The 22,838-nt window shown below is 67.6% G+C and carries 20 protein-coding genes; 6 read left to right on the top strand and 14 right to left on the bottom strand.

The annotated features are described in order from the left end of the window. Window positions 1-308: 308 nt before the first annotated feature. Window positions 309-2,618, top strand: coding sequence for a TonB-dependent receptor (locus GGQ80_RS14355; RefSeq protein WP_183986058.1), 2,310 nt, complete (start codon window positions 309-311; stop codon window positions 2,616-2,618). 64 nt (window positions 2,619-2,682) lie between these two features. Here the strand turns inward: GGQ80_RS14355 and GGQ80_RS14360 are convergent, their stop codons facing one another. Next, the gene (locus GGQ80_RS14360; protein ID WP_183986060.1) at window positions 2,683-3,015 is read right to left on the bottom strand and encodes a hypothetical protein; all 333 of its coding nucleotides are present in this window, start codon (window positions 3,013-3,015) and stop codon (window positions 2,683-2,685) included. 126 nt (window positions 3,016-3,141) lie between these two features. Here GGQ80_RS14360 and GGQ80_RS14365 point away from each other — a divergent pair, with 126 nt between their 5' ends. Then, complete coding sequence (locus tag GGQ80_RS14365) at window positions 3,142-3,909, top strand: metallophosphoesterase (RefSeq protein ID WP_183986062.1); 768 nt, start codon at window positions 3,142-3,144, stop codon at window positions 3,907-3,909. A gap of 17 nt (window positions 3,910-3,926) precedes the next feature. Here GGQ80_RS14365 and GGQ80_RS14370 read toward each other — a convergent pair whose 3' ends face one another. The 3 genes from GGQ80_RS14370 to GGQ80_RS14380 are packed head-to-tail and all read right to left on the bottom strand — an operon-like array spanning window position 3,927 to window position 6,508. Beyond that, window positions 3,927-5,105 (bottom strand): glycosyltransferase, encoded by a 1,179-nt coding sequence (locus tag GGQ80_RS14370; RefSeq protein WP_183986064.1) that lies wholly within the window; start codon window positions 5,103-5,105, stop codon window positions 3,927-3,929. A 6-nt stretch (window positions 5,106-5,111) separates the two neighbouring features. Continuing rightward, complete coding sequence (locus tag GGQ80_RS14375) at window positions 5,112-5,627, bottom strand: DUF2141 domain-containing protein (RefSeq protein ID WP_183986066.1); 516 nt, start codon at window positions 5,625-5,627, stop codon at window positions 5,112-5,114. After that, entirely contained in the window at window positions 5,624-6,508 is an 885-nt protein-coding gene (locus tag GGQ80_RS14380) for a hypothetical protein (protein ID WP_221364413.1), read from the bottom strand. Before GGQ80_RS14380 ends, GGQ80_RS14375 begins: the two co-directional genes overlap by 4 nt. Before the next feature lie 167 nt (window positions 6,509-6,675). Between GGQ80_RS14380 and GGQ80_RS14385 the strand changes: the two genes are divergently transcribed. Further along, the gene (locus GGQ80_RS14385) at window positions 6,676-7,728 is read left to right on the top strand and encodes a glycosyltransferase (protein WP_183986068.1); all 1,053 of its coding nucleotides are present in this window, start codon (window positions 6,676-6,678) and stop codon (window positions 7,726-7,728) included. Here GGQ80_RS14385 and GGQ80_RS14390 read toward each other — a convergent pair. The 5 genes from GGQ80_RS14390 to pyrE all read right to left on the bottom strand — a co-directional run bounded on the left by GGQ80_RS14390 (window position 7,699) and on the right by pyrE (window position 11,582). Further along, window positions 7,699-8,781 (bottom strand): AI-2E family transporter, encoded by a 1,083-nt coding sequence (locus GGQ80_RS14390; protein WP_183986070.1) that lies wholly within the window; start codon window positions 8,779-8,781, stop codon window positions 7,699-7,701. The genes GGQ80_RS14385 and GGQ80_RS14390 overlap by 30 nt on opposite strands. After that, window positions 8,778-9,725 carry a signal peptidase I gene (lepB, locus tag GGQ80_RS14395; protein ID WP_183986072.1) on the bottom strand — a complete coding sequence of 316 codons (948 nt, stop codon included), beginning with the start codon at window positions 9,723-9,725 and terminating at the stop codon, window positions 8,778-8,780. The genes GGQ80_RS14390 and lepB overlap by 4 nt, the downstream gene beginning before the upstream one ends. After that, on the bottom strand, window positions 9,722-10,123 hold the full coding sequence (gene acpS, locus GGQ80_RS14400) for a holo-ACP synthase (protein WP_183986074.1): 402 nt from the start codon (window positions 10,121-10,123) through the stop codon (window positions 9,722-9,724). Before acpS ends, lepB begins: the two co-directional genes overlap by 4 nt. A gap of 149 nt (window positions 10,124-10,272) precedes the next feature. Continuing rightward, a complete protein-coding gene (locus GGQ80_RS14405; protein ID WP_183986076.1) occupies window positions 10,273-11,004 on the bottom strand; it encodes a pyridoxine 5'-phosphate synthase in 732 nt (243 codons plus the stop codon). Then, window positions 11,001-11,582 (bottom strand): orotate phosphoribosyltransferase, encoded by a 582-nt coding sequence (gene pyrE, locus GGQ80_RS14410; RefSeq protein ID WP_183986391.1) that lies wholly within the window; start codon window positions 11,580-11,582, stop codon window positions 11,001-11,003. The genes GGQ80_RS14405 and pyrE overlap by 4 nt, the downstream gene beginning before the upstream one ends. A 205-nt stretch (window positions 11,583-11,787) precedes the next feature. Between pyrE and coxB the strand changes: the two genes are divergently transcribed. Both coxB and ctaD read left to right on the top strand, forming a co-directional pair. Continuing rightward, a complete protein-coding gene (gene coxB / locus GGQ80_RS14415; RefSeq protein ID WP_183986077.1) occupies window positions 11,788-12,936 on the top strand; it encodes a cytochrome c oxidase subunit II in 1,149 nt (382 codons plus the stop codon). 1 nt (window position 12,937) lies between these two features. Next, a complete protein-coding gene (ctaD, locus tag GGQ80_RS14420; protein WP_183986079.1) occupies window positions 12,938-14,617 on the top strand; it encodes a cytochrome c oxidase subunit I in 1,680 nt (559 codons plus the stop codon). Between the two features lie 170 nt (window positions 14,618-14,787). Here ctaD and GGQ80_RS14425 read toward each other — a convergent pair whose 3' ends face one another. Together GGQ80_RS14425 and GGQ80_RS14430 are read right to left on the bottom strand one after the other, a co-directional pair. After that, the gene (locus GGQ80_RS14425; protein WP_183986081.1) at window positions 14,788-15,459 is read right to left on the bottom strand and encodes a DUF2490 domain-containing protein; all 672 of its coding nucleotides are present in this window, start codon (window positions 15,457-15,459) and stop codon (window positions 14,788-14,790) included. Then, window positions 15,456-15,758, bottom strand: a complete 303-nt coding sequence (locus tag GGQ80_RS14430) for a GCN5-related N-acetyltransferase (RefSeq protein ID WP_183986083.1) — start codon at window positions 15,756-15,758, stop codon at window positions 15,456-15,458. Before GGQ80_RS14430 ends, GGQ80_RS14425 begins: the two co-directional genes overlap by 4 nt. Here GGQ80_RS14430 and GGQ80_RS14435 point away from each other — a divergent pair. Further along, on the top strand, window positions 15,757-16,920 hold the full coding sequence (locus GGQ80_RS14435) for a serine hydrolase domain-containing protein (RefSeq protein WP_183986085.1): 1,164 nt from the start codon (window positions 15,757-15,759) through the stop codon (window positions 16,918-16,920). The two genes, GGQ80_RS14430 and GGQ80_RS14435, sit on opposite strands and share 2 nt — an antisense overlap. Before the next feature lie 136 nt (window positions 16,921-17,056). Here the strand turns inward: GGQ80_RS14435 and lpdA are convergent, their stop codons facing one another. The 3 genes from lpdA to GGQ80_RS14450 form a co-directional block, all read right to left on the bottom strand. Beyond that, window positions 17,057-18,457: a dihydrolipoyl dehydrogenase gene (lpdA, locus tag GGQ80_RS14440; RefSeq protein WP_183986087.1), complete on the bottom strand. Its 1,401-nt coding sequence runs from the start codon at window positions 18,455-18,457 to the stop codon at window positions 17,057-17,059. Window positions 18,458-18,583: 126 nt separating this feature from the next. Then, window positions 18,584-19,807 carry a 2-oxoglutarate dehydrogenase complex dihydrolipoyllysine-residue succinyltransferase gene (odhB, locus tag GGQ80_RS14445; protein ID WP_183986089.1) on the bottom strand — a complete coding sequence of 408 codons (1,224 nt, stop codon included), beginning with the start codon at window positions 19,805-19,807 and terminating at the stop codon, window positions 18,584-18,586. 80 nt (window positions 19,808-19,887) lie between these two features. Beyond that, the gene (locus GGQ80_RS14450; protein WP_183986091.1) at window positions 19,888-22,818 is read right to left on the bottom strand and encodes a 2-oxoglutarate dehydrogenase E1 component; all 2,931 of its coding nucleotides are present in this window, start codon (window positions 22,816-22,818) and stop codon (window positions 19,888-19,890) included. Between the last annotated feature and the right edge of the window lie 20 nt (window positions 22,819-22,838).

The following is a 22,838-nucleotide window of genomic DNA, read 5'->3' on the forward strand; positions in this document are numbered from 1 at the left end:
CGCCATCGCCACCCGATATGACAAGCGAGCCGTCGCCTTCCTCGGCGCCGTCCATCTCGTCGCGGCCTTCATCACACTCAAGTGATGACACGCCCTTGTTTCAGGATCTCGCGATAGAGAGCACGCCTTCTTGGCGAGATGCTGAACCAAACTCAGCATGACGGCCCGAGGCGTCGCCCTCCCCACCCAGCAAACTTATGTCACAATAGCGACATAATACCCCCCTACCGGCCCCTCGGACATGAGGGGTGACAACGCCCCCGCATCAACCATTTGGGGCGGCGACACGGCCGCGGGGGACACTATCGATGACGACTATCCGCCACCTGCTCGCAGGCGCCTGCCTCGCTGCGCTCTCGATCACCGCGCCCGCCGCCGCGCAGGAAACCCCTGCCGAGCCCGCGCCCGGCCAGGATACCGAGCAGCCCGCCGATGGCGTCGGCGACATCATCGTCACCGCCGAGCGCCGCTCGGAAAACCTCCAGCGCGTGCCCGTCTCGGTCGGCGTCGTCGCCGGCGACCAGCTGCGCACCTTCCAGCAAGGCGGCGAGGACATACTGGCGCTCGGCGGCCGCGTCCCCGGCCTTTATACGGAAACGACCACGGGCCGCATCTTCCCGCGCTTCTACATCCGCGGCCTCGGCAACATCGACTTCTACCTCGGCGCCTCGCAGCCGGTGTCGATCATCCAGGACGACGTCGTCCTCGAGCATGTCGTGCTGAAGTCCAACCCCGTCTACGACGTCGCCCAGGTCGAGGTTCTGCGCGGGCCCCAGGGCTCGCTGTTCGGACGCAACACCACCGCGGGCATCATCAAGTTCGACACGAACAAGCCGACGTTCGACTGGCAGGGCCGCGGCCAGATGTCGGTCGGTAGCTACAACACCGTCAGCGGCGACTTCGGCGTCGGCGGCCCGATCAGCGACAAGGTCGCATTCCGCCTGTCGGGCCTGATCCAGCATCGCCAGAACTGGGTCGACAACACCTTCTCGGGCACCAGCGCCGACCTGACCGCCACCCCGCGCAAGAATGCGATGGGCGGCTTCGACGAGCGCGACGTCCGCCTCCAGGTGTTGCTCCAGCCGACCGACGCCTTCTCGGTCGACGTGTCGGGCCACGCCCGCTGGTACGACGGCACCTCGACGCTGTTCCATCGCGCCGCGCTGAAGAAGGGTTCAAATTCGGTCGCCGCCGAACCGCGCGATCGTGTCGCCTATGACGAGGGCAACGACAACCCCCAGTCCTACGACACCTATGGCTGGTCGGTGCGCGGCGCCTATGACTTCGGCGGCGTCACGCTGACCTCGATCAGCGCGTACGAGACGACCGAAGGCTGGAGCCGCGGCGACACCGACGGCGGCGCGGCCGCACTGTTCCCGGTCAACGGCGTCGCCAACGGCTTCGGCCAGAGCCAGGGCAACATCCGCGACCTCGACCAGGTGACGCAGGAAGTCCGCCTCGCCAGCGACGGCACCAGCCGCTTCAAGTGGCAGGTCGGCGGCTTCTACTTCAACGAGAACAACACCACCGATTTCTATCAGCGCGCCTTCTTCCTGCGCACCGCCGCGCGCAATCCGAACAACTGGGTGCGGCTGCACAACGTCAACATCAGCTATGCGCTGTTCGGGCAGCTGAGCTACGAGATCGCGCCGCGGCTGACGATCACCGTCGGCGCCCGCGAGACGCAGGACACGAAGAAGACGCGGCTGCTGAAGACCGCCAACACCGTCGCCAACGTCGCGACCTACACCGGGCGTCGCTACGTCCGCCTGGCGGATCGCGAGCCCAGCTTCGACGTGTCGGCGCTCTATGCCGCCAGCGACGACGTCAGCCTCTACGCCCGCGTCGCGCGCGGCTTCCGCGGCCCCACCATCCAGGGCCGCTCGGCGGTGTTCAACTCCGACTTCACCACCGCCAATTCCGAGACGATCATGTCGTATGAGGGCGGCTTCAAGAGCAAGCTGTTCGGCGACACGCTACGCCTCAACGCGACCGGATTCTTCTACCGCGTCAACGACATCCAACTCAACGGCAACGACTCGAACGGCAACGGCGTCCTCTTCAACGCCGACCATGCCGAAGCGTACGGCATGGAAGCCGACGCCGAGTGGCGCCCGCTGCCCCGCCTGACCTTCACCGCCGGGCTCAGCCTGCTGCACAGCGAGATCAAGGACAAGCGCGTCTATGCGCAGGTCTGCGCGCTCAACGGCGTCGTCGTCTGCACCGTCGAGAACCCGACGATCAGGATCGGCACCAACACCTTCGCGCAGATCGACGGCGAGCCGCTGCCCAACGCGCCGCAGTATCAGGCGAACGCGACGGCCCGTTACGAAGCGCCGCTGTCGAACGGCGGCCATGCGTTCATCGCCACCGACTGGAATATCCAGGGCTATACCCAGTTCGTGCTGTACCGGACTAAGGAGTTCACCTCGAACGGCAATTTCGAGGGCGGCCTGTCGATCGGCTATCGCGCGCCCGGCGATGCGTGGGAACTGTCGGCCTTCGCGCGCAACATCACCAACGAGAAGAACCTGAAGGGCGTGATCGAGAACTACATGGCCGCGGTGTTCAACGAACCGCGGATCATCGGCGTCTCGCTGTCGGGCAAGTTCCGCTGATCTAGCGCCAAAGCCCGATCGTCATGGCGACCCCGGCAAACGTCGGGTCGCCATGGCGATCGCGCTATCCCCATGGCCCCCGCGACGGGGCCGGCGGCGGTGCGGGTGCTGGCGCCGGGCTCATCGCCCCCACCTCGCCGTCCAGCGCCGCCAGCGGCAGCGGCTCGTCGAGCGATCCGCCCTCGATCAGCCGTGATACCAGCAGCGCGATATCCGCCGCCTCGTCCGCGTCGACGATGCGATGGGCGATGTCGACGACCTTGCCGACCCGCCATCGGTCATCACCCGCCAGCGCCAGATGATGGCCGATCGCCGGCACCACATCGACGGTGACGTCTCCCGCCATCTCGGCATCTTGCCAGCGATCCCCCTGGAACAGCCGCACCCGCGTCGCCATCGTTCGTTCTCCCGTTAACGCCGCTATCGATCTATCCCCGGAAAAGCGCAAATGCGCATCGCCCGGCGCTACGATCCCGCTGGAAAATTCCGCGCGCCGCTTCATAAGGTGCGGATGCGACCGCTAATGCCCCGGTTCGTCGGCCGCCGCCGACGCGCACCCGCCCTGCCGGCGGGAACGCGCGTCTATGCGATCGGCGATGTCCACGGCGAGGCGCTGCTGCTGTCGCGGCTGCTGGCGCGAATCGAGGACGACAATGCCGCGCGCGGTCCGTCCGACACCGCGATCGTCCTCGTCGGCGACGTCATCGATCGCGGACCGTTCGGCGCCGAGCTCGCCACCGCGCTGTCCCGCCTCACCGACCCGCGCTTCACCGTGCTGAAGGGCAATCACGAAGCGGCGATGGTCGCGGCGTGGGACGGTGACGAAGAGGCTGCCATCCACTGGCTTCGCCATGGCGGCGATGCGACGCTCGCGGGCTTCCTGGGCGGGCCGGCACCCTCGATCGATGCGGAGCCGGCGCTGATCTGGTCGACGATCCGCGCGGCGGTGCCGCTCGGCGTGATCAACTGGATGCGCGAACTGCCGCTGACGCTGACGCTGGGCGACTATCTGTTCGTTCACGCGGGGGTTCGCCCCGGCGTATCGATCGATCGCCAGCATCCCGCCGACCTGCTGCGCATCCGCGAGCCGTTCCTGTCGAGCCCGCGCGCGCACGGCCGCATCGTCGTCCACGGTCATTCGAAGACCGACGGCCAGATCGACTTCCGCGACAATCGCATCGGCATCGATACCGGCGCCTACGACACCGGCGTGCTCACCGCGCTGGGCCTCGAAGGCGAGGAGCAGTGGACGCTGTCGGTCGGCATCGACGAGGTCGCGCTCGCCGCCTGATTGCCGGGATCGAGTGCTCAGGCCGCTCGGGCCAGTCGCCGATCGATCACGCTCTGATAATGCGCGATCAATTCCGCCGCATGGTCCTCGTCGCTGCGCACCCGCGCCGCCGCGACGCCCGCCGCACGGCGCAGCAACGCCGGATCGCGCGCGAAGAAGCGCTTGATCGCGGCCGCGCAGCTGTGCGCATCGCGCCCGGTATAGGTCTCGGCGAACAGCGGATCGGCGACCTCTGCCATCCCGCCGGTATCGGGGACGATCATCGGCGCCCCGCTCGCCAGCGCCTCGTACCCGACCAGGCCGAACGGTTCTGCGTCCGATCCGTGGATGAAGCCGTCGACGCTGGCCATGATCTCGGCCAGCCGCGCGCGGTCGTAGACCGGGCGGAACAGCCGGATGTGCGGGCTGTCGCCGATCCGCCGCTCGATCGCACGGGTGTCGAGCCCCTGGCCCAGGATCACCAGCCCCACCGGCAGCGCGGCGCCCGCCCGCTGCACCGCGTCGATCACGACCGGCCAGCGCTTCTCGGGATGGTGGCGGCCGATCCCCAGCAACAGATGCCCGTCCGCGGGCAGCCCGCATTGCGCCAGCAGAGCGGTTCGCAGCCGGGGGTTGCGCAACTCGGGCGAGAAATGGCGCCGGTCGATCCCCAGCGTCATCGTCGCGTCGACGCGCACACCGCGTCGCCGTAGCCGCTCGGTCATCGCCGGGCCGTTGGTCACCACCGTGTCGTGACGATCGAGGAACCGCTGCTGATAGCGGTCGTACCAAGCGCAGGCGCGCTCGATCCGCTCGCCGGACGCCACGCCCGACAGCCAGCGCTTGGCATAGGCCTCGACATTGTCGTTGTGAACGAAGAACGACTTGATCGCGCGCCCCTGCCACTCGGCGACGAACCAGGCGGGGCGCCACGGCGAGCAATTCTCGACGACATCGGGATCGTAGTGGTCGAGCACGTCGTGGATCGCGCCTCGGTCCCAGAACAGGCCGTAGTTCTTGTCGAACGGCATCCTCGGCGACTTGAGATAATGGATCCGCCCGCCGCCCGGCCGCTCCTCGACCCGATCCTCCCGGCCGCAGGCGACGACGATCAGCTCGTGCCCCATGTCGGCCAGGATCGCCATCTTGCGATCGCAATAGGTGCGCACGCCGCCACCGGTCGGCGAGTAGAATTCGTTGACATCGACGATGCGCATGGCGGGTCAGTTTCCGATCGGGCCGAAGCCGCCGAGGCCGCGCAGATACTGCAGCCGTATCGGCACTCGCGTCACGCCGTTCCCGACCTCCACGATCGCGGCGGTCACCTTGGGCTTCGACGCACCGAGCTTGGCGTTGCTGGAAAGGCCAGCGCCGTCCTGCCAGATGCTGAACTTGTTCTTGCCGTCGCGATTGTGCGTCGCCAGCAGCGCATAGCGCCCTGGGCCGGGCACGCGAATGCACATCGACACCGGACCCGATGGGGGCGTCGGCACGTGGACACGGCGGAAAAGCTTGCCTTCCTTGATGAGATCGCGGTCGTCTTTCAGAAAGTCCTCCGCGGTCGCCGGGTAAAGCTCCAGCTTCACCTCACCCTTACGATCCTTGAACCCTTCCAGTTCCACCTCGATCGATGGCTGCCGCGCGGCGCAGGCCGCCGCATCGCTGCCCAGCACCTCGGCCCGCGCGGCCGCAGGCGCCGCGACGACCAGAGCCGTCGCCATCATCGTCAGATATGTCATGCACGCTTCCGCCGCTGAATGAGATCGCCGATCGCGAAGACGACGATCAGCAGGACGTGGACCAGCAACACCGCCGCGGCGACGAACGCAATCAATTCCGACAGCGCCGCGTCCTCGCCGATCACCAGGATCGCGAAATTGGCGAACAGCAGGTCCTTGTTGGGCAGCAGCGGCAGGCGCGAGAACAGCAGCCGGCCCGCCGACAGGAACAGCCACATGCTCACCGACACGCCCGGCAACCCGAAATGCCACGCCATCGCCAGCGCCACCGTGCCGACCAGCAGCCGGCTGACCTGCATCGCGAACACGTACCACAGCTCGCTTCGCGACAGCGAGAATACCCGCCGCGAGAAGACGAGGAAGGGGATCGAGGTGCCGAAAATCACCGCCAGCGACCCGTACATGTACCGGGTCATGTCGGGCGGGATCAGGTGGAAACCGAACGGCAGCGCCAGGACGATCATCGTCAGCGTCACGGCGTTGCCCGCGATCGCCGACAGGATCGACACGTCCTTCACCGCGCCGAACGGTGCCGCAACGATATGCGCCCGCTGCCGCGCCCAGGCATAGAAATACGCCTCGCCCGAATAGCCGAGCACGACGTCGTTCGCGATCCGCTTCTTCACCAGCGCGATCAGCCCGGCGAGCGGAATCGCCCACAGCCGGCGGAAGATCAGGAAGTCGAACACCGGCGGCGCCAGGTACAGGACGATGAACGCCAGGTAGAACAAGGGGCTGCGCGGCACGGCGCGATCGAGCCCGGCGAGTCCGGCGCCCAGCAGCTCATGGCCCAGCCCCGCGATCATCGCGAGGCTCAGCACCGCGCCAATGATCGCCGGCCAGCGCCGCTTGATCGTGCGCAACGGCTCGATACCCGTCATGTCGGACGCCGGGGGAACTGAAAGTCCCGGGCGCGAGGTGAGCTGGTCGATGGGGATAATCCGGACGGTGAGCGCTGGCATTCCATAGCGATGCCGTCGCTTTGTTGCACGCGATTATCGCCGGGTTGCGACAGGTTGCGACAATGTGGCAACCGACGCCCCCTGTCATGCCGGCCGAGCACATCCTGATTTACGCCCGCACTCTGGAAGGCGGCGGCGTCGAGCGCGCAATGCTGCGGCTCGCGCGCGGCTGGCGGGCGGCGGGGCGGCGGGTCACGCTGGTCACCGGCGCGGCAACCGGCCCGCTCGTCGCCGAGATACCGCCGGGGATCACGCTGATCGACCGCGGCGATCCGCGCTGGCGTTCGCTGCTCGCGCTGCCCGCGATCGTCGACGAGGTGCGGCCCGACGTGATCTTCTGCCCCGGCAACTACTATACCGTCCACGCGCTGTGGCTGCGTGCGCGGCTCGGCCGGCGCTGCCCGCCGATCGTCGCCAAGCTGTCGAACAGCCCGCAACGCGGTGACCATGGGTGGCTGTTCGACCGCGTGCATCGTCGCTGGCTGTCGCTGCACCGCCGCTTCCTCGACCGGCTGGTGGCGATGACCCCAGCCTCGGCGGCGCAGGCCGAGGCGCTGTACGACATGGCCGGCCGGATCGACGTCATCGCCAACCCGCCTGCGCTGCCGATCGCCGGCGCCCGGCCGGTCCCGCTGCCGCCGGGCCGCATCGTCCTGGGTGTCGGCCGGCTGCGTGAGCAGAAGCGCTGGGATCGCCTGGTCGCCACCCTGCCCCGCCTGCCCTCCGACGTCTCGCTCGTCATCCTCGGCGAGGGCCCGTTGCGCCCGGCCCTGGAAGCGCAGGCCGCCGCCCTCGGCGTCGCCGATCGGCTGCACCTGCCGGGCCATGTCGCCGATCCGCTGGCGACGATGCCGCACGTCGCGGTGCTGGCGCTGGTGTCGGACTATGAGGGCGTGCCCGGTGTCCTGCGCGAGGCGCTGTCGGTCGGCACCCCCGTCGTCACCACCCGGTCGAGCGTCGCGATCGACGAGATCGTCACTACACCCACGCTCGGCACCATCGTCGCCGCCGACGACACCGATGCGCTGGCGGATGCGCTCCGCCATTGGCTCACCGCGCCCCGCCCCGCCCCGGTACCGCCGCCCGGTGCCGATGCGGCGGTGCGCTATCTAGGCGTGTTCGACTCGCTCGTCGCCTGACGCCTCGTCCTTCTCGCCCTCGCGCTCGGCACTGCGTTCGAGCGCGGTCTTGACCATCGCGGTCATGGGATCCGCCAGCGCCAGCCCCAGCACGCCGAACAGCGCGCTCGCCATGATCTGCGCGGTCAGCGTCAGCGCCGGCGGCAGGTCGACCGTCCGCCGCGCCACCATCGGAATGACGACATAGCCGTCGAAGGTCTGGACGATGACATAGGTCGCCGCCGCCCACATCGCCTTGTCGGTCCCCGCGCTGAAGCCGACCGCGATCATCAGCACGCCGGTGATGAAGGCGCCGATGTTGGGGATGAAGGCCAGCACGCCCGCGATGATCCCCAGCAGCATCGCCATCGGCACCCCGCCGATCGCCAGCACCACCCAGGTCAGCACGCCTTCGAACGCCATGCCGATCAGCCGCCCGGCGAGCAGCCGCCGCTGCACCTGACCCATCCGGTCGAGCGTGATCGCGAACTCGCGGCGATATCGGCTCGGCGACAGCCATACGAGGCCACGCGCATAGGTGCCCGGCTCCATCGCCAGGAACAGCCCCAGCACCAGGATCATGAACATCGTCGTGACGCTGCCGATCGCGGTGCCGACCCACGACGTCAGCCGCCCGACCGATCCCAGCGCCTGCCGCGCCAGCCCCGCCATGTCCGACGTCTTGGGCATCAGGCCGTTGTCGGCGAGCCAGCCGCTCAGCCGCATCGCCTGCATTTCCAGCGTCGATCGCAGCTGCGTGAACTGCTGCGTCACCTGCACGCCGGTCAGGTAGAAGGTGCCGACCAGGAACAGCACGACCAGCAGCACGACGATCAGCAACCGCCACCCGCGCCCGATCGGGAGTACCTTGCCCAGCAGTCGGACGCCGCCGTCGAGCAGCGCCGCGAAGACGATGCCCGCGAACAAGACCAGCAGCGGCTGGATCAGCAGCACCGTGATGGCGATGGCGCCGATCATCCCCAGCCACACCGCCGCCCGCTTCGCCTCGCGCCGGACGAGCTGGTCGCGAAACTCCAGCGGTGCCGGATCGTCGACCAGCGGCGGATTGCTCACGACGGCGTACGATCGGGATGGAGCGACGTGCCAGAGCGGCCGGCGCGCAGCGATCCCCACCAGGTCAGCGGGTTGAGCGTCGCATCGCCGTCGAGGCTGAAGGTCACGAACTCGGCCCGCCCACCCAGATTCTCATACGGCACCGGCCCGCCCAGCCCCAGTTGCGACAGCGCGAAACGGCTGTCGGCCGAGCGGTCGCGGTTGTCGCCCATCAGGAAGACGTGGTTGGCCGGGATCTTCACCGGCCCGTAATCGTCGCCGGGGCTCCACCCCAGCTCGACCGTGTCGTAGCGGCGGCCGTTGGGCAGCGTCTCGGTGACGATCGGCAGGTGGCAGACCATCCCCTTGCCCGGCATATCGATCCGCGCGCCGAGATATTCGTCGTCGCGGCACGGGCTGTTGGTGTCGACGGGAATGTCGACATAATGGATCGGCCCACGGGTGACGGCACGGCCGTTAAGGATCACCGTTCCCTGCCGCACTTCCAGCGTATCGCCCGGCAGGCCGATGACGCGCTTGATGTAATCGTTGCGGCGTCCCGGCGGCGTGACGATCACGACGTCGCCGCGCTCGGGCAGCGATCCGAACAGCCGTCCGTGCATGAACGGCAATCCGACGATCCAGCTCTCCTCGGGCTTTTGCAGCACCAGGCTGTTGAACACCGCGACCGGATTGGGGATCGTCGGCGACACGAACGACCAACCATAGGCGAACTTCGACACCACCAGCCGGTCGCCGATCCGCAGTCCCGGCAGCATCGATTCGCTGGGGATGTAGAAGGGCTTGGCGATGAAGCTGTGAAAGCCGAGCACGATCAGCACCAGCCAGAAGATGCCCTTCACCTCGGCCCACCAATCGGTGCCCTTGCGCGCGGGCGTCGCGTCGGCGGTGGCCGTCGTCTCCGGCTTGGCGTCGCTGCCGTCCAACACCGCTTCCTTCGTCATTGCTTGAGCGCCTCGATGATGACGAACGCCTGCGCCCAGGGATGATCGTCGGTCATGGTCAGGTGGATGTGGGCGACGTGGCCTTCGGGGATCATGGCGTCAAGCCTCGCCTTGGCACCGCCCGTCAGCGCCAGCGTCGGCGCACCCGACGGCAGGTTGACGACACCGATGTCGCGCATGAACACCCCGCGCTTGAACCCCGTTCCCACCGCCTTGGAAAAGGCTTCCTTGGCGGCGAAGCGCTTGGCCAGCGTGCCCGCCTTGGTGAACGGCCGCCGCGCCGCCCGCGCCAACTCGACGTCGGTAAAGACGCGATTCTCGAACCGCTCGCCGAACCGCGCCAACGACGCCTCGATCCGCTCGATATTGCACAGGTCGGAACCCAGGCCGATGATCATCTTATCATTCCTCCCCCAGCTTGCTGGGGGAGGGGGACCACCCGGCGCAGACGGGCGGTGGAGGGGCCGGTCCTACGATCGCCCCTCCACCACCGGCCTGCGGCCGGCGGTCCCCCTCCCCGAGCCGAGCTCGGGGAGGATTCTCCATGTCAGCCCCGCGCCGCATCCATCGCCTCGCGCATCGCCCGCACGCTCTCGTCCAGCCCGACGAAGATCGCCTCGCCGATCAGGAAATGCCCGATGTTCAGCTCCCGCACCTGCGGGATCGCCGCGATCGGGCCGACATTGTCGTACGTCAGCCCATGCCCGGCATGCACCTCGATCCCGTTCTTCGCCGCCAGCGCCGCCGCATCGGCCAGCCGCCGCAGCTCCTGCGCCCGCGCCTCACCGTCCAGCTCGGCATAGCGCCCGGTGTGCAGCTCGACGACCGGCACGCCCAGCCGAACCGCCGCATCGATCTGCCGCGCATCGGGCTCGATGAACAGCGACACCCGCACGCCGGCTGCACCCAGCTCGCGCACCATCGGCGCCAGGTGATTGTGCTGCCCGGCTGCGTCCAGCCCGCCCTCGGTCGTCCGCTCCTCGCGCTTTTCGGGCACGATACAGGCCGCATGGGGACGATGGCGCATGGCGACACCCAGCATCTCCTCGGTCGCCGCCATCTCCAGGTTGAGCGGGATCGTCAGCTCCGCCGACAGCCGCGCGATATCGTCGTCGGTGATATGCCGCCGATCCTCGCGCAGATGCGCCGTGATCCCGTCGGCGCCCGCGTCCGCCGCCACCAACGCCGCGCGCACCGGATCGGGATAGACCCCACCCCGCGCGTTCCGGACGGTCGCGACATGGTCGATGTTGACGCCCAGGCGAAGATGGTCCGTCATGCCGCACGGCTCCCCGGCTTGATCGCCGGGATCGCCGCCAGTTCGGGCGGGACCGCATCGGGTTCGTAGGTCGGCACGTCTAGGCGGATCAGCGGGAAGAACGGCACGCCCAGGTCGACCGTCCCGTTCGACCGATCGACCAGCGTGCCCGCCGCGATCACGCGCCCGCCCGCCGCCTCGATCGCGAGGATCGCCTCGCGGCTCGACAGGCCGGTGGTGACGACGTCCTCCATCATCAGCACCTCGGCCCCCGGATCGAGGCGGAAGCCGCGGCGTAGCTCGAAGGTGCCGGTCGGCCGCTCGACGAACATCGCCGGCATGTCCAGCGCGCGGCCCATCTCGTGGCCGACGATCACCCCGCCCATCGCCGGCGACACCACCGCGGCGATCCGGCCGCGCAGTTCGCCGGGGATGCGCGCCGCCAGCGCCTCGGCCAGCCGTGCCGCGCGCCGCGGGTCCATCAGCACCCGGGCGCATTGCAGATAGCGGGGACTGCGTAGCCCCGACGACAGGATGAAGTGCCCTTCCAACAGCGCCTCGGCGGCGCGGAATTCGGCAAGCACCTCTTCGTCGGTCATGTCGTCCCCCAAGCTGTCGTCGATCGGCCGCGCCATAGGCGCTCGACCCGCCGTCGCCAAGCACCGGCGGGGGAATCGTCACGGGCACGGCTTGAGGCTGGGGAAACCCGCGCGTATAGGCCTGAGTCAAAGTCGGTACATGTCTCGTGTGCCGCACGCTCCGCCGCATGGAGCAATCATCGATGGGACGGGGTGACGATAAGAGATGCGCAACAGGTTCAAGGGATTGGCGATCGCCGCAGGCCTCGCGTTAGCTGGCCTGGGGACGGCCGGCTATGCGACGCAGCCGTCGCCTCAGGCCGCAGCCGCGCCGGCTGGTGCGACCGCCACGGCGCCGACCACGGCGAACGCCACGGCGCCGGCTGCCCCCAACAGTCCTGAACTCGCCATGGATGGCGCGCCCGTCATGACCGCGCAGCCCGGCATCGGTCAGCCGGTCAACGGCCGGTTCGGCATTCAGCCGCAGGTGACGGAAAACGGCAAGTTCGCGCATTGGATGCATGACAGCATCCTGTTCCCGCTCATCACCGTCATCTGCATCTTCGTCTTGGCGCTGCTGATCTGGGTCGCGCTCCGCTATCGCCAGGCAGCCAATCCGATCCCGTCGAAGACCAGCCACAACACCTTCATCGAGGTGGTGTGGACGCTCGTCCCGGTGCTGATCCTGGTCGCGATCGCGATCCCGTCGATCGGTCTGCTGTCGGCGCAGTTCAAGCCGGCGCCCGCCGGCGCGATCACGCTGAAGGCGATCGGCAACCAGTGGTATTGGAGCTACCAATACCCCGACAACGGCGGGTTCGAGATCACGGCCAACATGCTCAAGGAGCGCGACCAGGTCGGCGCGGGCGAGCGTTTCCGCACCGATGCCGATGGCCCGCGTCTGCTCGCCACCGACAATCGCGTCGTTCTGCCGGTCGGCGTGCCGATCCGCCTCATCACCACCTCGCAGGACGTGATCCACAGCTGGGCGATGCCGGCGTTCTGGATCAAGCTCGACGCCGTTCCCGGACGCCTCAACGAGACCAGCTTCACCATCCAGAAGCCGGGCCTCTACTTCGGCCAGTGTTCCGAGCTGTGCGGCGCGCGCCACGCGTTCATGCCGATCGCGGTCGAGGCCGTGCCGCCGGCGCAGTTCGCCGCCTGGGTCCGTGCCAAGGGCGGCACGATGCCGACCCCGGGCAAGCCGAGCGACAAGGTGATCCCGCAGCCGGGCGCCGAGGGTTCGGCCGCCAAGCAGGCAGAGGGCAACGCCGCAGATGCCGCGACCGGTCCGACGCAGAACGTCACCGTCGCCCCCGCCACCTCGCCGCAGGGCGCCACCAACAACCCCGCCACCGGGACTGCTGGACAGTAAGATGACAGACACCGCTCTCAATCCGTCCGCTTTCCAGGCGCACGACGATCACGCGCATCATCACGATGCCGATCACAAGCCGGGCTTCTTCGCCCGCTGGTTCATGTCGACTAATCACAAGGACATCGGCACGCTGTACCTGATCTTCGCGATCGTCGCGGGGATCATCGGCGGGTCGATCTCCGGCCTGATGCGTGCCGAGCTCGCTCACCCGGGGATCCAGTATCTCCAGGGCTGGGCCGGCATGCTCCACGGCGGCGCCGCCAGCCTCGATGAATCGCTCCACCTGTGGAACGTCCTCATCACCGCGCACGGCCTCATCATGGTGTTCTTCATGGTGATGCCGGCGATGATCGGCGGCTTCGGCAACTGGTTCGTGCCGATCATGATCGGTGCGCCGGACATGGCGTTCCCGCGGATGAACAACGTCAGCTTCTGGCTGCTCATCCCGTCGTTCACGCTGCTCCTCGCCTCGCCCTTCTTCGGCGGCGCGGGTAACGGCTGGACGCTCTACGCGCCGCTCTCGACCTATGGCGAGCCGGGACCGTCGACCGACATGGCGATCCTGTCGCTCCACCTCGCGGGCGCGTCGTCGATCCTCGGTGCGATCAACTTCATCACCACCATCTTCAACATGCGTGCGCCGGGCATGACCCTGCACAAGATGCCGCTGTTCGTGTGGTCGGTGCTGGTCACCGCCTTCCTGCTGCTGCTGGCCCTCCCGGTCCTCGCCGCGGCGATCACGATGCTGCTCACCGACCGCAACTTCGGCACCACCTTCTTCGATCCGGCCGGCGGCGGCGATCCGATCCTCTACCAACACCTGTTCTGGTTCTTCGGCCACCCCGAAGTGTACATCATGATCCTCCCCGGCTTCGGCATCGTCAGCCAGATCATCGCCACATTCAGCCGCAAGCCCGTCTTCGGCTATCTCGGCATGGCCTATGCCATGGTCGCGATCGGTGTCGTCGGCTTTATCGTGTGGGCCCACCACATGTTCGTCACCGGCCTCAGCGTGAACGTGAAGATGTACTTCACCGCCGCGACGATGGTCATCGCGGTGCCGACCGGCATTAAGATCTTCTCGTGGATCGCGACGATGTGGGGCGGTTCGCTTCGCTTCCCGACCCCGATGGTCTGGGCGATCGGCTTCATCTTCATGTTCACCGTCGGCGGCGTCACCGGCGTCGTGCTCGCCAACGGCGGCATCGACGACTATATGCAGGACACCTATTACGTCGTCGCGCACTTCCACTACGTGCTGTCGCTCGGCGCGGTGTTCTCGCTGTTCGCCGGCTTCTACTACTGGTTCCCGAAGATGTCGGGCCGCATGTACAGTGAGCTGCTTGGCCAGTTGCACTTCTGGGTGTTCTTCATCGGCGTGAACGTATTGTTCTTCCCGATGCATTTCCTGGGCCTGCAGGGCATGCCGCGCCGCTATCCGGACTATCCGGACGCTTATGAGCACTTCAACACGCTGGCGACGCACGGCTATGAGATTATGGCTGCCGGCATGGCGATCTTCTTCGTCAACGTGATCTGGTCGCTGCTGGCGGGCAAGAAGGCGCCCGACAACCCCTGGGGCGAGGGTGCGACCACGCTCGAGTGGACGCTGTCGAGCCCGCCGCCGTACCACCAGTTCGAGACGCTGCCGGTCATCGGCGACGATCACCACCACTGATCGCGTGTCCCGAGCGGACTGACAGAAAAGCCCCGGGCGACACCGCCCGGGGCTTTTTCGTTGCCGGTCGTCCGTCACGTCAGCCGTCGTACTGAACTCGTTTCAGCATCTCATGCGACCGTGCGTGACGTCGACAGATGCGGAACGACGGATGGGGCGGGCCGCCGCCCTCAGTGCCGGACGAACAGGCTCAACGACGCCACATGATTGACCCGCGTCACCGCCCCCTGGTCGATCACCTGGTTCAGATACCCCGCCTCGACCGTCGACTTGCCGCCGACCGGCACCTCCGCCCCCACGAAGCTGCGCAACTGGTCGAAACCCTTGCGTGCGCCCCAATCCGTCTCGTTGAAGCCGACGAACAGCTCGGCATGCGCCAGCGCACGGACGCCCTGCCCCGACGCCGCCAGCGCATATTCTCCGCGAACCATCTGGCGCATGCGAACCCCCACGCCGTCACCATCGTTGCGCCAACGCTCTTCCAGCCGGCTACGCAGCTGCACCTCGCCACGCCGCGACGGCGGCAGCGTCCATGTCAGCTGCTGGAACGGCCGGCTCTCCGCACGATCGCGTCCGCCATCGACCGGCGAGATTACCCGGGCGAAGCCCTGATAGATCGACACCCGCGGGCTGATCCGCCACCCGATCGCGGGACGCAGCAACAGCATGTCGAGCCGCGAGACACCGTCGCCGAACCGCGGCTGCACCTCGGCGAAATAGATCAGGTCGCCCTTGACCGATCCCATGGCGGTCAGGTTGATCCACAGCTGTTCGTCCTCGCGCGTTTCCGCACCGACAGGCCCCGCCAGCATCGCGCCCGCCAGTGCCAGCCATCGCTTCATGATGTCGTTCCCTTTCCACGCCACGCCAGCGAGCGCCGGTTAAGCGCCGCCAGATCCCCGCCGCCCGCGATCACCGCCTTGCCAAGCGCTACCGCACGGGCGAGCATCGCCGCATCGGCATGGGCATAGGCGGGGCGGCCACTCACCACCGCGTACCAGCATTGGCCCGCCACATTGTCGAGGAGGACGCGTTGGAAGCAATGATCCGACACAATCGGCCAGCCACGATCCCGCGCCATGCCGGGCATGGTGACGCGGGTCAGGTGCAGCCATTCCTGCTCGAGGGCGTGACGATCCATGCCGGGTAAAGCCGCCGCGCTCCTCGCCTGTTCCCTCGCGCTCGCCGGTTGCGCGACCCGCCCGGCCGCGGTCCGCATCGCCTTCAGCACCGACTCCGTCACCCATATCCGCGCCCATGGCCTCGCCGACCGCGCCACCGGCCGCCGCGTGACGGCCGATAGCGATGTGCGGGTCGCCAGCATCTCCAAGCTGGTCGTCGCGCTCGGCGTGATGCGCCTGGTCGAGGCGCGCCGGCTCGATCTCGACCGCGACGTCTCGGCCTATCTCGGCTGGCGCTTGCGCAATCCCGGCTTTCCCGACACCCCGATCACGCTGCGGCTGTTGCTGAGCCATCGATCGAGCCTGACCGACGGCGCCGACTATCTGATTCCGCTCGGCGACACGCTGCGCGCCCGCGTCGCCGATTCCCGGGCGTGGGATGCCGAGCACCGGCCGGGCAGCTTCTTCCGCTACACCAATCTCAACTTCCCCGTCGTCGCTTCGGTGATCGAGCGCGTGACCGGCGAGCGCTTCGACCGCGCCATGCAGCGTCTGGTCATCGCGCCGCTCGGAATCGACGCCTGTTATGGCTGGGCGACGTGCAGCAACGGGGCGATCGCCGAGGCAGTCGTGCTCTATCGCGCCAATGGCGCCGTCGCGACCGACGACCTTCACGGCCGCCCACCGCCCTGCCCCGTAATCGCGCCCAGCGGCTGCGATCTTTCGCTCTACCGGCCCGGCGACAATGGCGCGCTCTTCTCGCCACAGGGCGGCCTTCGCATTTCGACACGAGGGCTCGCGCGGATCGGGCAGATGCTGCTTCGTAAGGGGGATGGCTTCCTGTCGGCGGGATCGATCGACGAGCTTGAGCGGGTTGTCTGGATCTATGACGGCAGCAACGGCGCCACCGCGGAGGGGCCGGGCGGCGGTTTCTTCTGCCGCTACGGTCTCGCGATGCAGACGCTGCCGACATCCCGCAGCGGCTGCCGCGACGATCTGTTTGGCGACGGCCATCAGCATGTCGGCCACGCCGGCGATGCCTACGGATTGAAGTCCGGCCTGTGGATCGATCGCCGGGCCGGAACGGGGGTCGCCTATGTCGTCACCGCCGTGCCGGAGGACTCGCGAGGGAGGCATTCCGCCTTCTCGCGCGAGGAAGAGCGGATGGCGCTGGGTCGCTGATCCGGCACTCCACAGAGGTCACGTGCCCCTCCACGGACGTCATGGGAGTGAATCCCATGACGTCGGACGCGGCCTAAGCCGCGCCGGCCGATCTGATCGCCGATGCGCGCTGCAGCATTGCTGCAGCGACGCGCGATCAGATGTGGATCGGCTTCCCCGTCACCGCCATCGCGGCTTCCTTCATCGCCTCGGCATGTGTCGGATGCGCATGGCACGTGTAGGCGATGTCTTCGCTGGTAGCCCCAAACTCCATCGCCACCGCCGCCTCGGCGATCATCGTCCCCGCCAGGCTCGCGACGATCCACACGCCCAGCACGCGATCGGTCTCGGCATCGGCGATCACCTTGACGAAGCCATCGGTGTCGCGGTTCGTCTTGGCCCGGCTATTGGCCATCATCGGGAACTTGCCGACCTTGATCGCGCCGCGCTCCTTGGCCGCCTCTTCCGACAGGCCGACGCCCGCGATCTCGGGCATGGTGTAGACGACCGAGGGGATCACGTCGTGGTTCACGATGCCGGTCTGGCCCGCGATATTCTCCGCGACCGCGACGCCCTCGTCCTCGGCCTTATGCGCCAGCATCAGCCCCGGCGCGACGTCACCGATCGCCCAGATGCCGTCGACGTTGGTGCGGAAGTCGTGATCGATGCCAACCTGCCCGCGCTCGGTGAGCTTGACGCCTGCCACTTCAAGGTTGAGCCCGTCGATGTTGGGCTTGCGCCCGATCGCGACCAGCACTGCATCGGCGTCTAGCGTCTCGGCCGCGCCGCCTGCCGACGGCTCCACCGACACCGTAGCCCGGCCGCCCTCGACGGTGACGCCGGTCACCTTGGTCGAGGTCTTGATCTCCATGCCCTGCTTCTTGAACAGCTTGGCGGATTCCTTGCGCACCTCGCCATCGAAGCCCGGCAGGATCTGGTCGAGATACTCGACCACCGTCACCTTCGCCCCCAGGCGGCGCCACACGCTGCCGAGTTCGAGCCCGATCACACCGCCGCCGATCACCACCAGATGCTCGGGCACCTTGGGCAGCGCCAGCGCGCCGGTCGAATCGATCACCACCTGCTGGTCGATCTCAACACCCGGCAGCGGCGTCACCGACGATCCGGTCGCGATGACGATATTCTTGGCGGTGACCGTCTCGCCGCCGACGTCGACGCTGTGCGCGTCCTTGAAGGCAGCGCGGCCCTTCAACCACGTCACCTTGTTCTTCTTGAACAGGAATTCGATGCCGCCGGTCAGCTCCTTGACCGCCTTCGCCTTTTCGGCGTGCATCTGGTCGAGGTCGAGCGCGACATTGTCGAACTTGATGCCGAACTTCGCCAGCGCGCCGTGGCTCGCTTCCTCGTAGATCTCCGACGCGTGGAGCAGCGCCTTCGACGGAATGCACCCGACGTTGAGGCAGGTCCCGCCCAGCGTCTCGCGGCTCTCGGCGCAGGCGGTCTTCAGCCCTAGCTGCGCCGCCCGGATCGCGGCGACATAGCCGCCGGGGCCGGCGCCGATCACGAGGACGTCATAGTCGTAGGTCTGGTCTGCCATCTTCATCTCCGTTCCCCGGCGGAGGCCGGGGCCCAGTTCCGGAGCGGCATATGGTGATCGCCGCGCCTTTTTACATTGGCCTTCCCAAAGGGCCCCGGCCTCCGCCGGAGAACAGGCCTCACAAGGTTAAAGGTCGATCAGGATCCGCGTCGGGTCCTCGATCGCGTTCTTTAGCGCGACGAGGAAGGTCACCGCCTCGCGGCCGTCGATCAGGCGGTGATCGTACGACAGCGCCAGATACATCATCGGGCGGACCACGACCTGGCCGTTGACGACGACCGGGCGGTCCTCGATGCGGTGAAGGCCCAGCACCGCCGACTGCGGCGGGTTGATGATCGGGGTCGACATCAGCGATCCGAACACGCCGCCGTTGGAGATGGTGAAGGTGCCGCCCTTCATCTCGTCCATCTTCAGCGTGCCGTCCTTGGCGCGCTTGCCGAAATCGCCGATCGTCTTCTCGACCTGGGCGACGCTCATCTGGTCGGCATCGCGGATCACCGGCACGACCAGGCCGCCCGGCGACGATACCGCGACCGAGATGTCGGCGTAGTCGTGATAGACGATGTCTTCGCCCTCGATCGAGGCGTTGACCGACGGGATGTCCTTCAGCGCCATCGTCGCGGCCTTCACGAAGAAGCCCATAAAGCCCAGGCGGACGCCGTGCTTCTTCTCGAACAGATCCTTGTACTTGGCGCGCGCCTCGATCACCGCGGTCATGTCGACGTCGTTGAACGTCGTCAGCATGGCGGCGGTATTCTGCGCCTCCTTCAGGCGCTTGGCGATCGTCTGGCGCAGGCGCGTCATGCGCACGCGCTCTTCCTTGCGACCACCACCCTGGGCAGGCGCCGGAGCCGGCGCGGGTGCAGCGGCGGGCGCGGCGGCCGGCTTCGCAGAGGCTGCGGTGGCGACGTCCTCCTTCGTGATGCGACCGTCGCGACCCGTGCCCTTGATCGTCGAGGGATCGACGCCGTGCTCCAGCACCGCGCGGCGCACCGACGGGCTGAGCGCGGCGGGCGCCTCACCCGACCCCTGCTCTGCCGGCGCAGTAGCGGGGGCCGCGTCACGCGTCACCGCCGGCTGCGGCGCCTCTTCCTGCTTCGGCGCCGCGGCACCACCGGCATCGACCGTCGCGATCATCGCGCCGACCTGCACGGTATCGCCGACCGACACCGCATGCGCGCCCATCACGCCCGCGACCGGGCTCGGCACTTCAACCGATACCTTGTCGGTCTCCAGGCTCGCGATCGGCTCGTCCGCCGCCACGGCGTCGCCGGGCTGCTTCAGCCACTCGCCGAGCGTCGCCTCAGTGATCGATTCGCCCAGCGTGGGCACAAGGACTTCGGTCGCCATTTCCGCTTCTCCGCCCCGGCATTTCGTCCGGGGTGCAATTACACCATCCACCATCCCGGCCAACCGGCCGGGACCCGCTTTTACTTACCCTTCACCCGCCGCACTTCGCCGCGTACCGAGTGGCCGAGCGCATCGGCGACGAGCGCCGCCTGCTCCAGCGTATGCCGCTTCATCAGGCCCGTCGCCGGGCTGGCCGACGCCGCGCGACCCGCGAAGCGCGGCCGCTTCGGCGACGTGCCGGCATCGATCATCGCGGCCTCGACGAAGGGTTCGACGAAGGTCCAATAGCCCTGGTTCTTCGGCTCTTCCTGCGCCCAGATCACCTCTTCGAGCTTGGGCATGCGCGCCATGCGCTTCGCCAGCGCCTCGACCGGGAAGGGATAGAGCTGCTCGACGCGGACGATCTGCGTCTCGGTATCACCCGCCGCATCGCGCGCCTCGATCAGGTCGTAGGCGACCTTGCCCGTGCACAGCACCAGCCGCTTCGTCGCCTCGTCGGGCGCGCCGTTGGTATCCGACAACAGGCGGCGGAAGTGGCTGTCGCCGTGGAATTCCGCCGCGGTCGACACCGCCATCTTGTGGCGCAGCAACGACTTGGGCGTGAACACCACCAGCGGCTTGCGGAAGCCGCGATGCATCTGGCGGCGCAGCAGGTGAAAATAGTTCGCCGGCGTCGTGCAGTTGGCGACCTGCATATTGTCGCCCGCGCACAGCTGCAGGAAACGCTCGGGCCGTGCCGACGAATGCTCCGGCCCCTGGCCTTCGTATCCATGCGGCAACAGCATCACCAGCCCGTTGGCGCGCAGCCACTTGGCCTCGCCCGACGCGATGAACTGGTCGATCATGATCTGCGCGCCGTTGACGAAGTCACCGAACTGCGCCTCCCACAGCACCAGCGTCTTGGGATCGGCCAGCGCATAGCCATACTCGAAACCGAGCACGCCATATTCGCTGAGCGGACTGTCGAGCACCTCGAACGCGCCATGCTCGACCGTCGACAGCGGCACATATTTATGCTCATCGGTTTGATCGACCCATACCGCATGCCGCTGGCTGAACGTCCCGCGGCCCGAATCCTGGCCCGACAGTCGCACGCCATAGCCTTCCGACAGCAGAGACCCGAACGCCAGCGCCTCGCCAGTCGCCCAGTCGAAGCCCTTGCCGCTCGCGAACATCTCGCGCTTGGCATCGAGCACGCGCGCCAGCGTCTTGTGGATTGCCAGCCCGTCGGGAACCGTCGTCAGCGTCCGGCCGAGCGAATCGAACAGCTTGGGGCTGAGCCCGGTATCCGCGGTTCGGCGCGAATCCTCGCCATCGACTGGCGCATGCAGCCCCGACCAGCGCCCGGCGAACCAGTCGGCGCGGTTCGGCTTGTAGCTCGCCCCCGCCTCGAACTCGCCTTCCAGCAGCGTCGTGTACTGCTTGACGTTCTCTTCCAGCCACTGCTGGTCGATCACGCCCTCGTCTTTCAGCCGCTTGGCATAGACGTCGCTGACCGCCGGATGGCCCTTGATGACCTGGTACATCAGCGGCTGGGTGAAGCTCGGCTCGTCACCCTCGTTGTGACCAAAGCGGCGATAACACCACATGTCGATCACGATGTCGCGGTGGAAGGTCTGGCGGAATTCCATCGCCATCTTCGTCGCGAAGGTCACCGCCTCGGGATCGTCGCCGTTGACGTGGAAGACCGGCGCCTGGACGCCCTTGGCGACGTCCGACGGATAGGGCGACGAGCGCGCGAACTGCGGGCTGGTGGTGAAGCCGACCTGGTTGTTGATGATGAAGTGGACGCAACCGCCGGTGTTGTAGCCACGGATACCCGAAAAGCCGAGGCATTCCCACACGATACCCTGCCCCGCGAAGGCCGCGTCGCCATGGATCAGCACGGGCAGCGAGCGGCTGTGGTCGTCGAGATCGCCCGCCAGCGTCTGGATCGCGCGCGTCTTGCCGAGCACGACGGGATCGACCGCCTCGAGGTGGCTGGGGTTGGCGACCAGCGACATATGGACCTTGTGCCCATCGAACTCACGGTCCGACGAGGTGCCGAGGTGGTACTTCACGTCGCCCGATCCGCCGATCTCGTCGGGATTGGCGCTGCCGCCCGCGAACTCGTGGAAGATCACGCGCAGCGGCTTGCCCATGACGTTGGCGAGCACGTTCAGGCGGCCGCGGTGGGCCATCCCGAACACGATCTCGTTGACGCCCATCTGGCCGCCGTACTTGATCACGCTTTCCAGTGCCGGGATCATGCTTTCGCCGCCGTCCAGGCCGAAGCGCTTCGTGCCGACGTACTTGCGGCCGAGGAACTTCTCCCACTGCTCGGCCTCGATCACCTTGTTCAGGATCGCCTTCTTGCCGAGCGGGGTGAACTCGATCGCCTTGTCCTGGCCCTCCATCCGCTCCTGGAGGAAGCGGCGCTCCTCGACATCGGCGATGTGCATATATTCCAGGCCGACCTTGCCGCAGTAGTTTTTGCGCAGCGTGTCGACGAGCTGGCGGATCGTCGCCCATTCCATGCCCATCGTGCCGCCCAGGAACACCGGGCGGTCGATGTCGGCATCGGAAAAGCCGTAATATTCGGTCTTCAGATCAGCTGGCAGCTCGCGCGACATGCGGCCCAGCGGGTCGATGTCGGCGGCCAGGTGACCGCGAACGCGATAGGTGCGGATCAGCAGCTGCGCGCGAATGGCATCGCTGGCGGCGCGGGCGACTTCCGCGTCCGAGGGCGCGGCGGCGGCGGGAGCGGCGGCAGGCTTGCCCTTCTGCGGCTTGGGCGCCGGCTCCATCTGCGTCGGATCGAGCGCGGCGGTCAGGTCGTCGGTGGTCGACAGCGGCCAGGCGGCGCGCGCCCAGCTCGGGCCCGACATCGAACCCTCCAGCCCCTCGAAGAACGACTGCCAGCCCGGCTCGACGCTCGACGGCGATTGACGGTAGCGCTCGTAGAGCGTTTCGACGAACGCCGGGCTGACGCCCGCCGCGATATCGCTGAAATCCTGGCCTTCGTAGCCCATATCGACTCCCTCCCTCTCCC

The organism is Sphingomonas jinjuensis (assembly GCF_014197105.1).
GTDB lineage: Bacteria > Pseudomonadota > Alphaproteobacteria > Sphingomonadales > Sphingomonadaceae > Sphingomonas > Sphingomonas jinjuensis.

Excerpts from the sequence above, each read along its gene's own strand:
- acpS (WP_183986074.1), bottom strand. The coding sequence starts at position 10,123 with ATGATCATCGGCCTGGGTTCCGACCTGTGCAATATCGAGCGGATCGAG.
- GGQ80_RS14365 (WP_183986062.1), top strand. The coding sequence starts at position 3,142 with ATGCCCCGGTTCGTCGGCCGCCGCCGACGCGCACCCGCCCTGCCGGCG.
- odhB (WP_183986089.1), bottom strand. The coding sequence starts at position 19,807 with ATGGCGACCGAAGTCCTTGTGCCCACGCTGGGCGAATCGATCACTGAG.
- lepB (WP_183986072.1), bottom strand. The coding sequence starts at position 9,725 with ATGACGAAGGAAGCGGTGTTGGACGGCAGCGACGCCAAGCCGGAGACG.
- GGQ80_RS14435 (WP_183986085.1), top strand. The coding sequence starts at position 15,757 with ATGCCGGGTAAAGCCGCCGCGCTCCTCGCCTGTTCCCTCGCGCTCGCC.
- lpdA (WP_183986087.1), bottom strand. The coding sequence starts at position 18,457 with ATGGCAGACCAGACCTACGACTATGACGTCCTCGTGATCGGCGCCGGC.
- GGQ80_RS14360 (WP_183986060.1), bottom strand. The coding sequence starts at position 3,015 with ATGGCGACGCGGGTGCGGCTGTTCCAGGGGGATCGCTGGCAAGATGCC.
- GGQ80_RS14355 (WP_183986058.1), top strand. The coding sequence starts at position 309 with ATGACGACTATCCGCCACCTGCTCGCAGGCGCCTGCCTCGCTGCGCTC.
- GGQ80_RS14375 (WP_183986066.1), bottom strand. The coding sequence starts at position 5,627 with ATGACATATCTGACGATGATGGCGACGGCTCTGGTCGTCGCGGCGCCT.
- GGQ80_RS14370 (WP_183986064.1), bottom strand. The coding sequence starts at position 5,105 with ATGCGCATCGTCGATGTCAACGAATTCTACTCGCCGACCGGTGGCGGC.
- GGQ80_RS14430 (WP_183986083.1), bottom strand. The coding sequence starts at position 15,758 with ATGGATCGTCACGCCCTCGAGCAGGAATGGCTGCACCTGACCCGCGTC.
- GGQ80_RS14405 (WP_183986076.1), bottom strand. The coding sequence starts at position 11,004 with ATGACGGACCATCTTCGCCTGGGCGTCAACATCGACCATGTCGCGACC.
- coxB (WP_183986077.1), top strand. The coding sequence starts at position 11,788 with ATGCGCAACAGGTTCAAGGGATTGGCGATCGCCGCAGGCCTCGCGTTA.
- GGQ80_RS14425 (WP_183986081.1), bottom strand. The coding sequence starts at position 15,459 with ATGAAGCGATGGCTGGCACTGGCGGGCGCGATGCTGGCGGGGCCTGTC.
- GGQ80_RS14380 (WP_221364413.1), bottom strand. The coding sequence starts at position 6,508 with ATGACGGGTATCGAGCCGTTGCGCACGATCAAGCGGCGCTGGCCGGCG.
- GGQ80_RS14450 (WP_183986091.1), bottom strand. The coding sequence starts at position 22,818 with ATGGGCTACGAAGGCCAGGATTTCAGCGATATCGCGGCGGGCGTCAGC.
- pyrE (WP_183986391.1), bottom strand. The coding sequence starts at position 11,582 with ATGACCGACGAAGAGGTGCTTGCCGAATTCCGCGCCGCCGAGGCGCTG.
- GGQ80_RS14385 (WP_183986068.1), top strand. The coding sequence starts at position 6,676 with ATGCCGGCCGAGCACATCCTGATTTACGCCCGCACTCTGGAAGGCGGC.
- ctaD (WP_183986079.1), top strand. The coding sequence starts at position 12,938 with ATGACAGACACCGCTCTCAATCCGTCCGCTTTCCAGGCGCACGACGAT.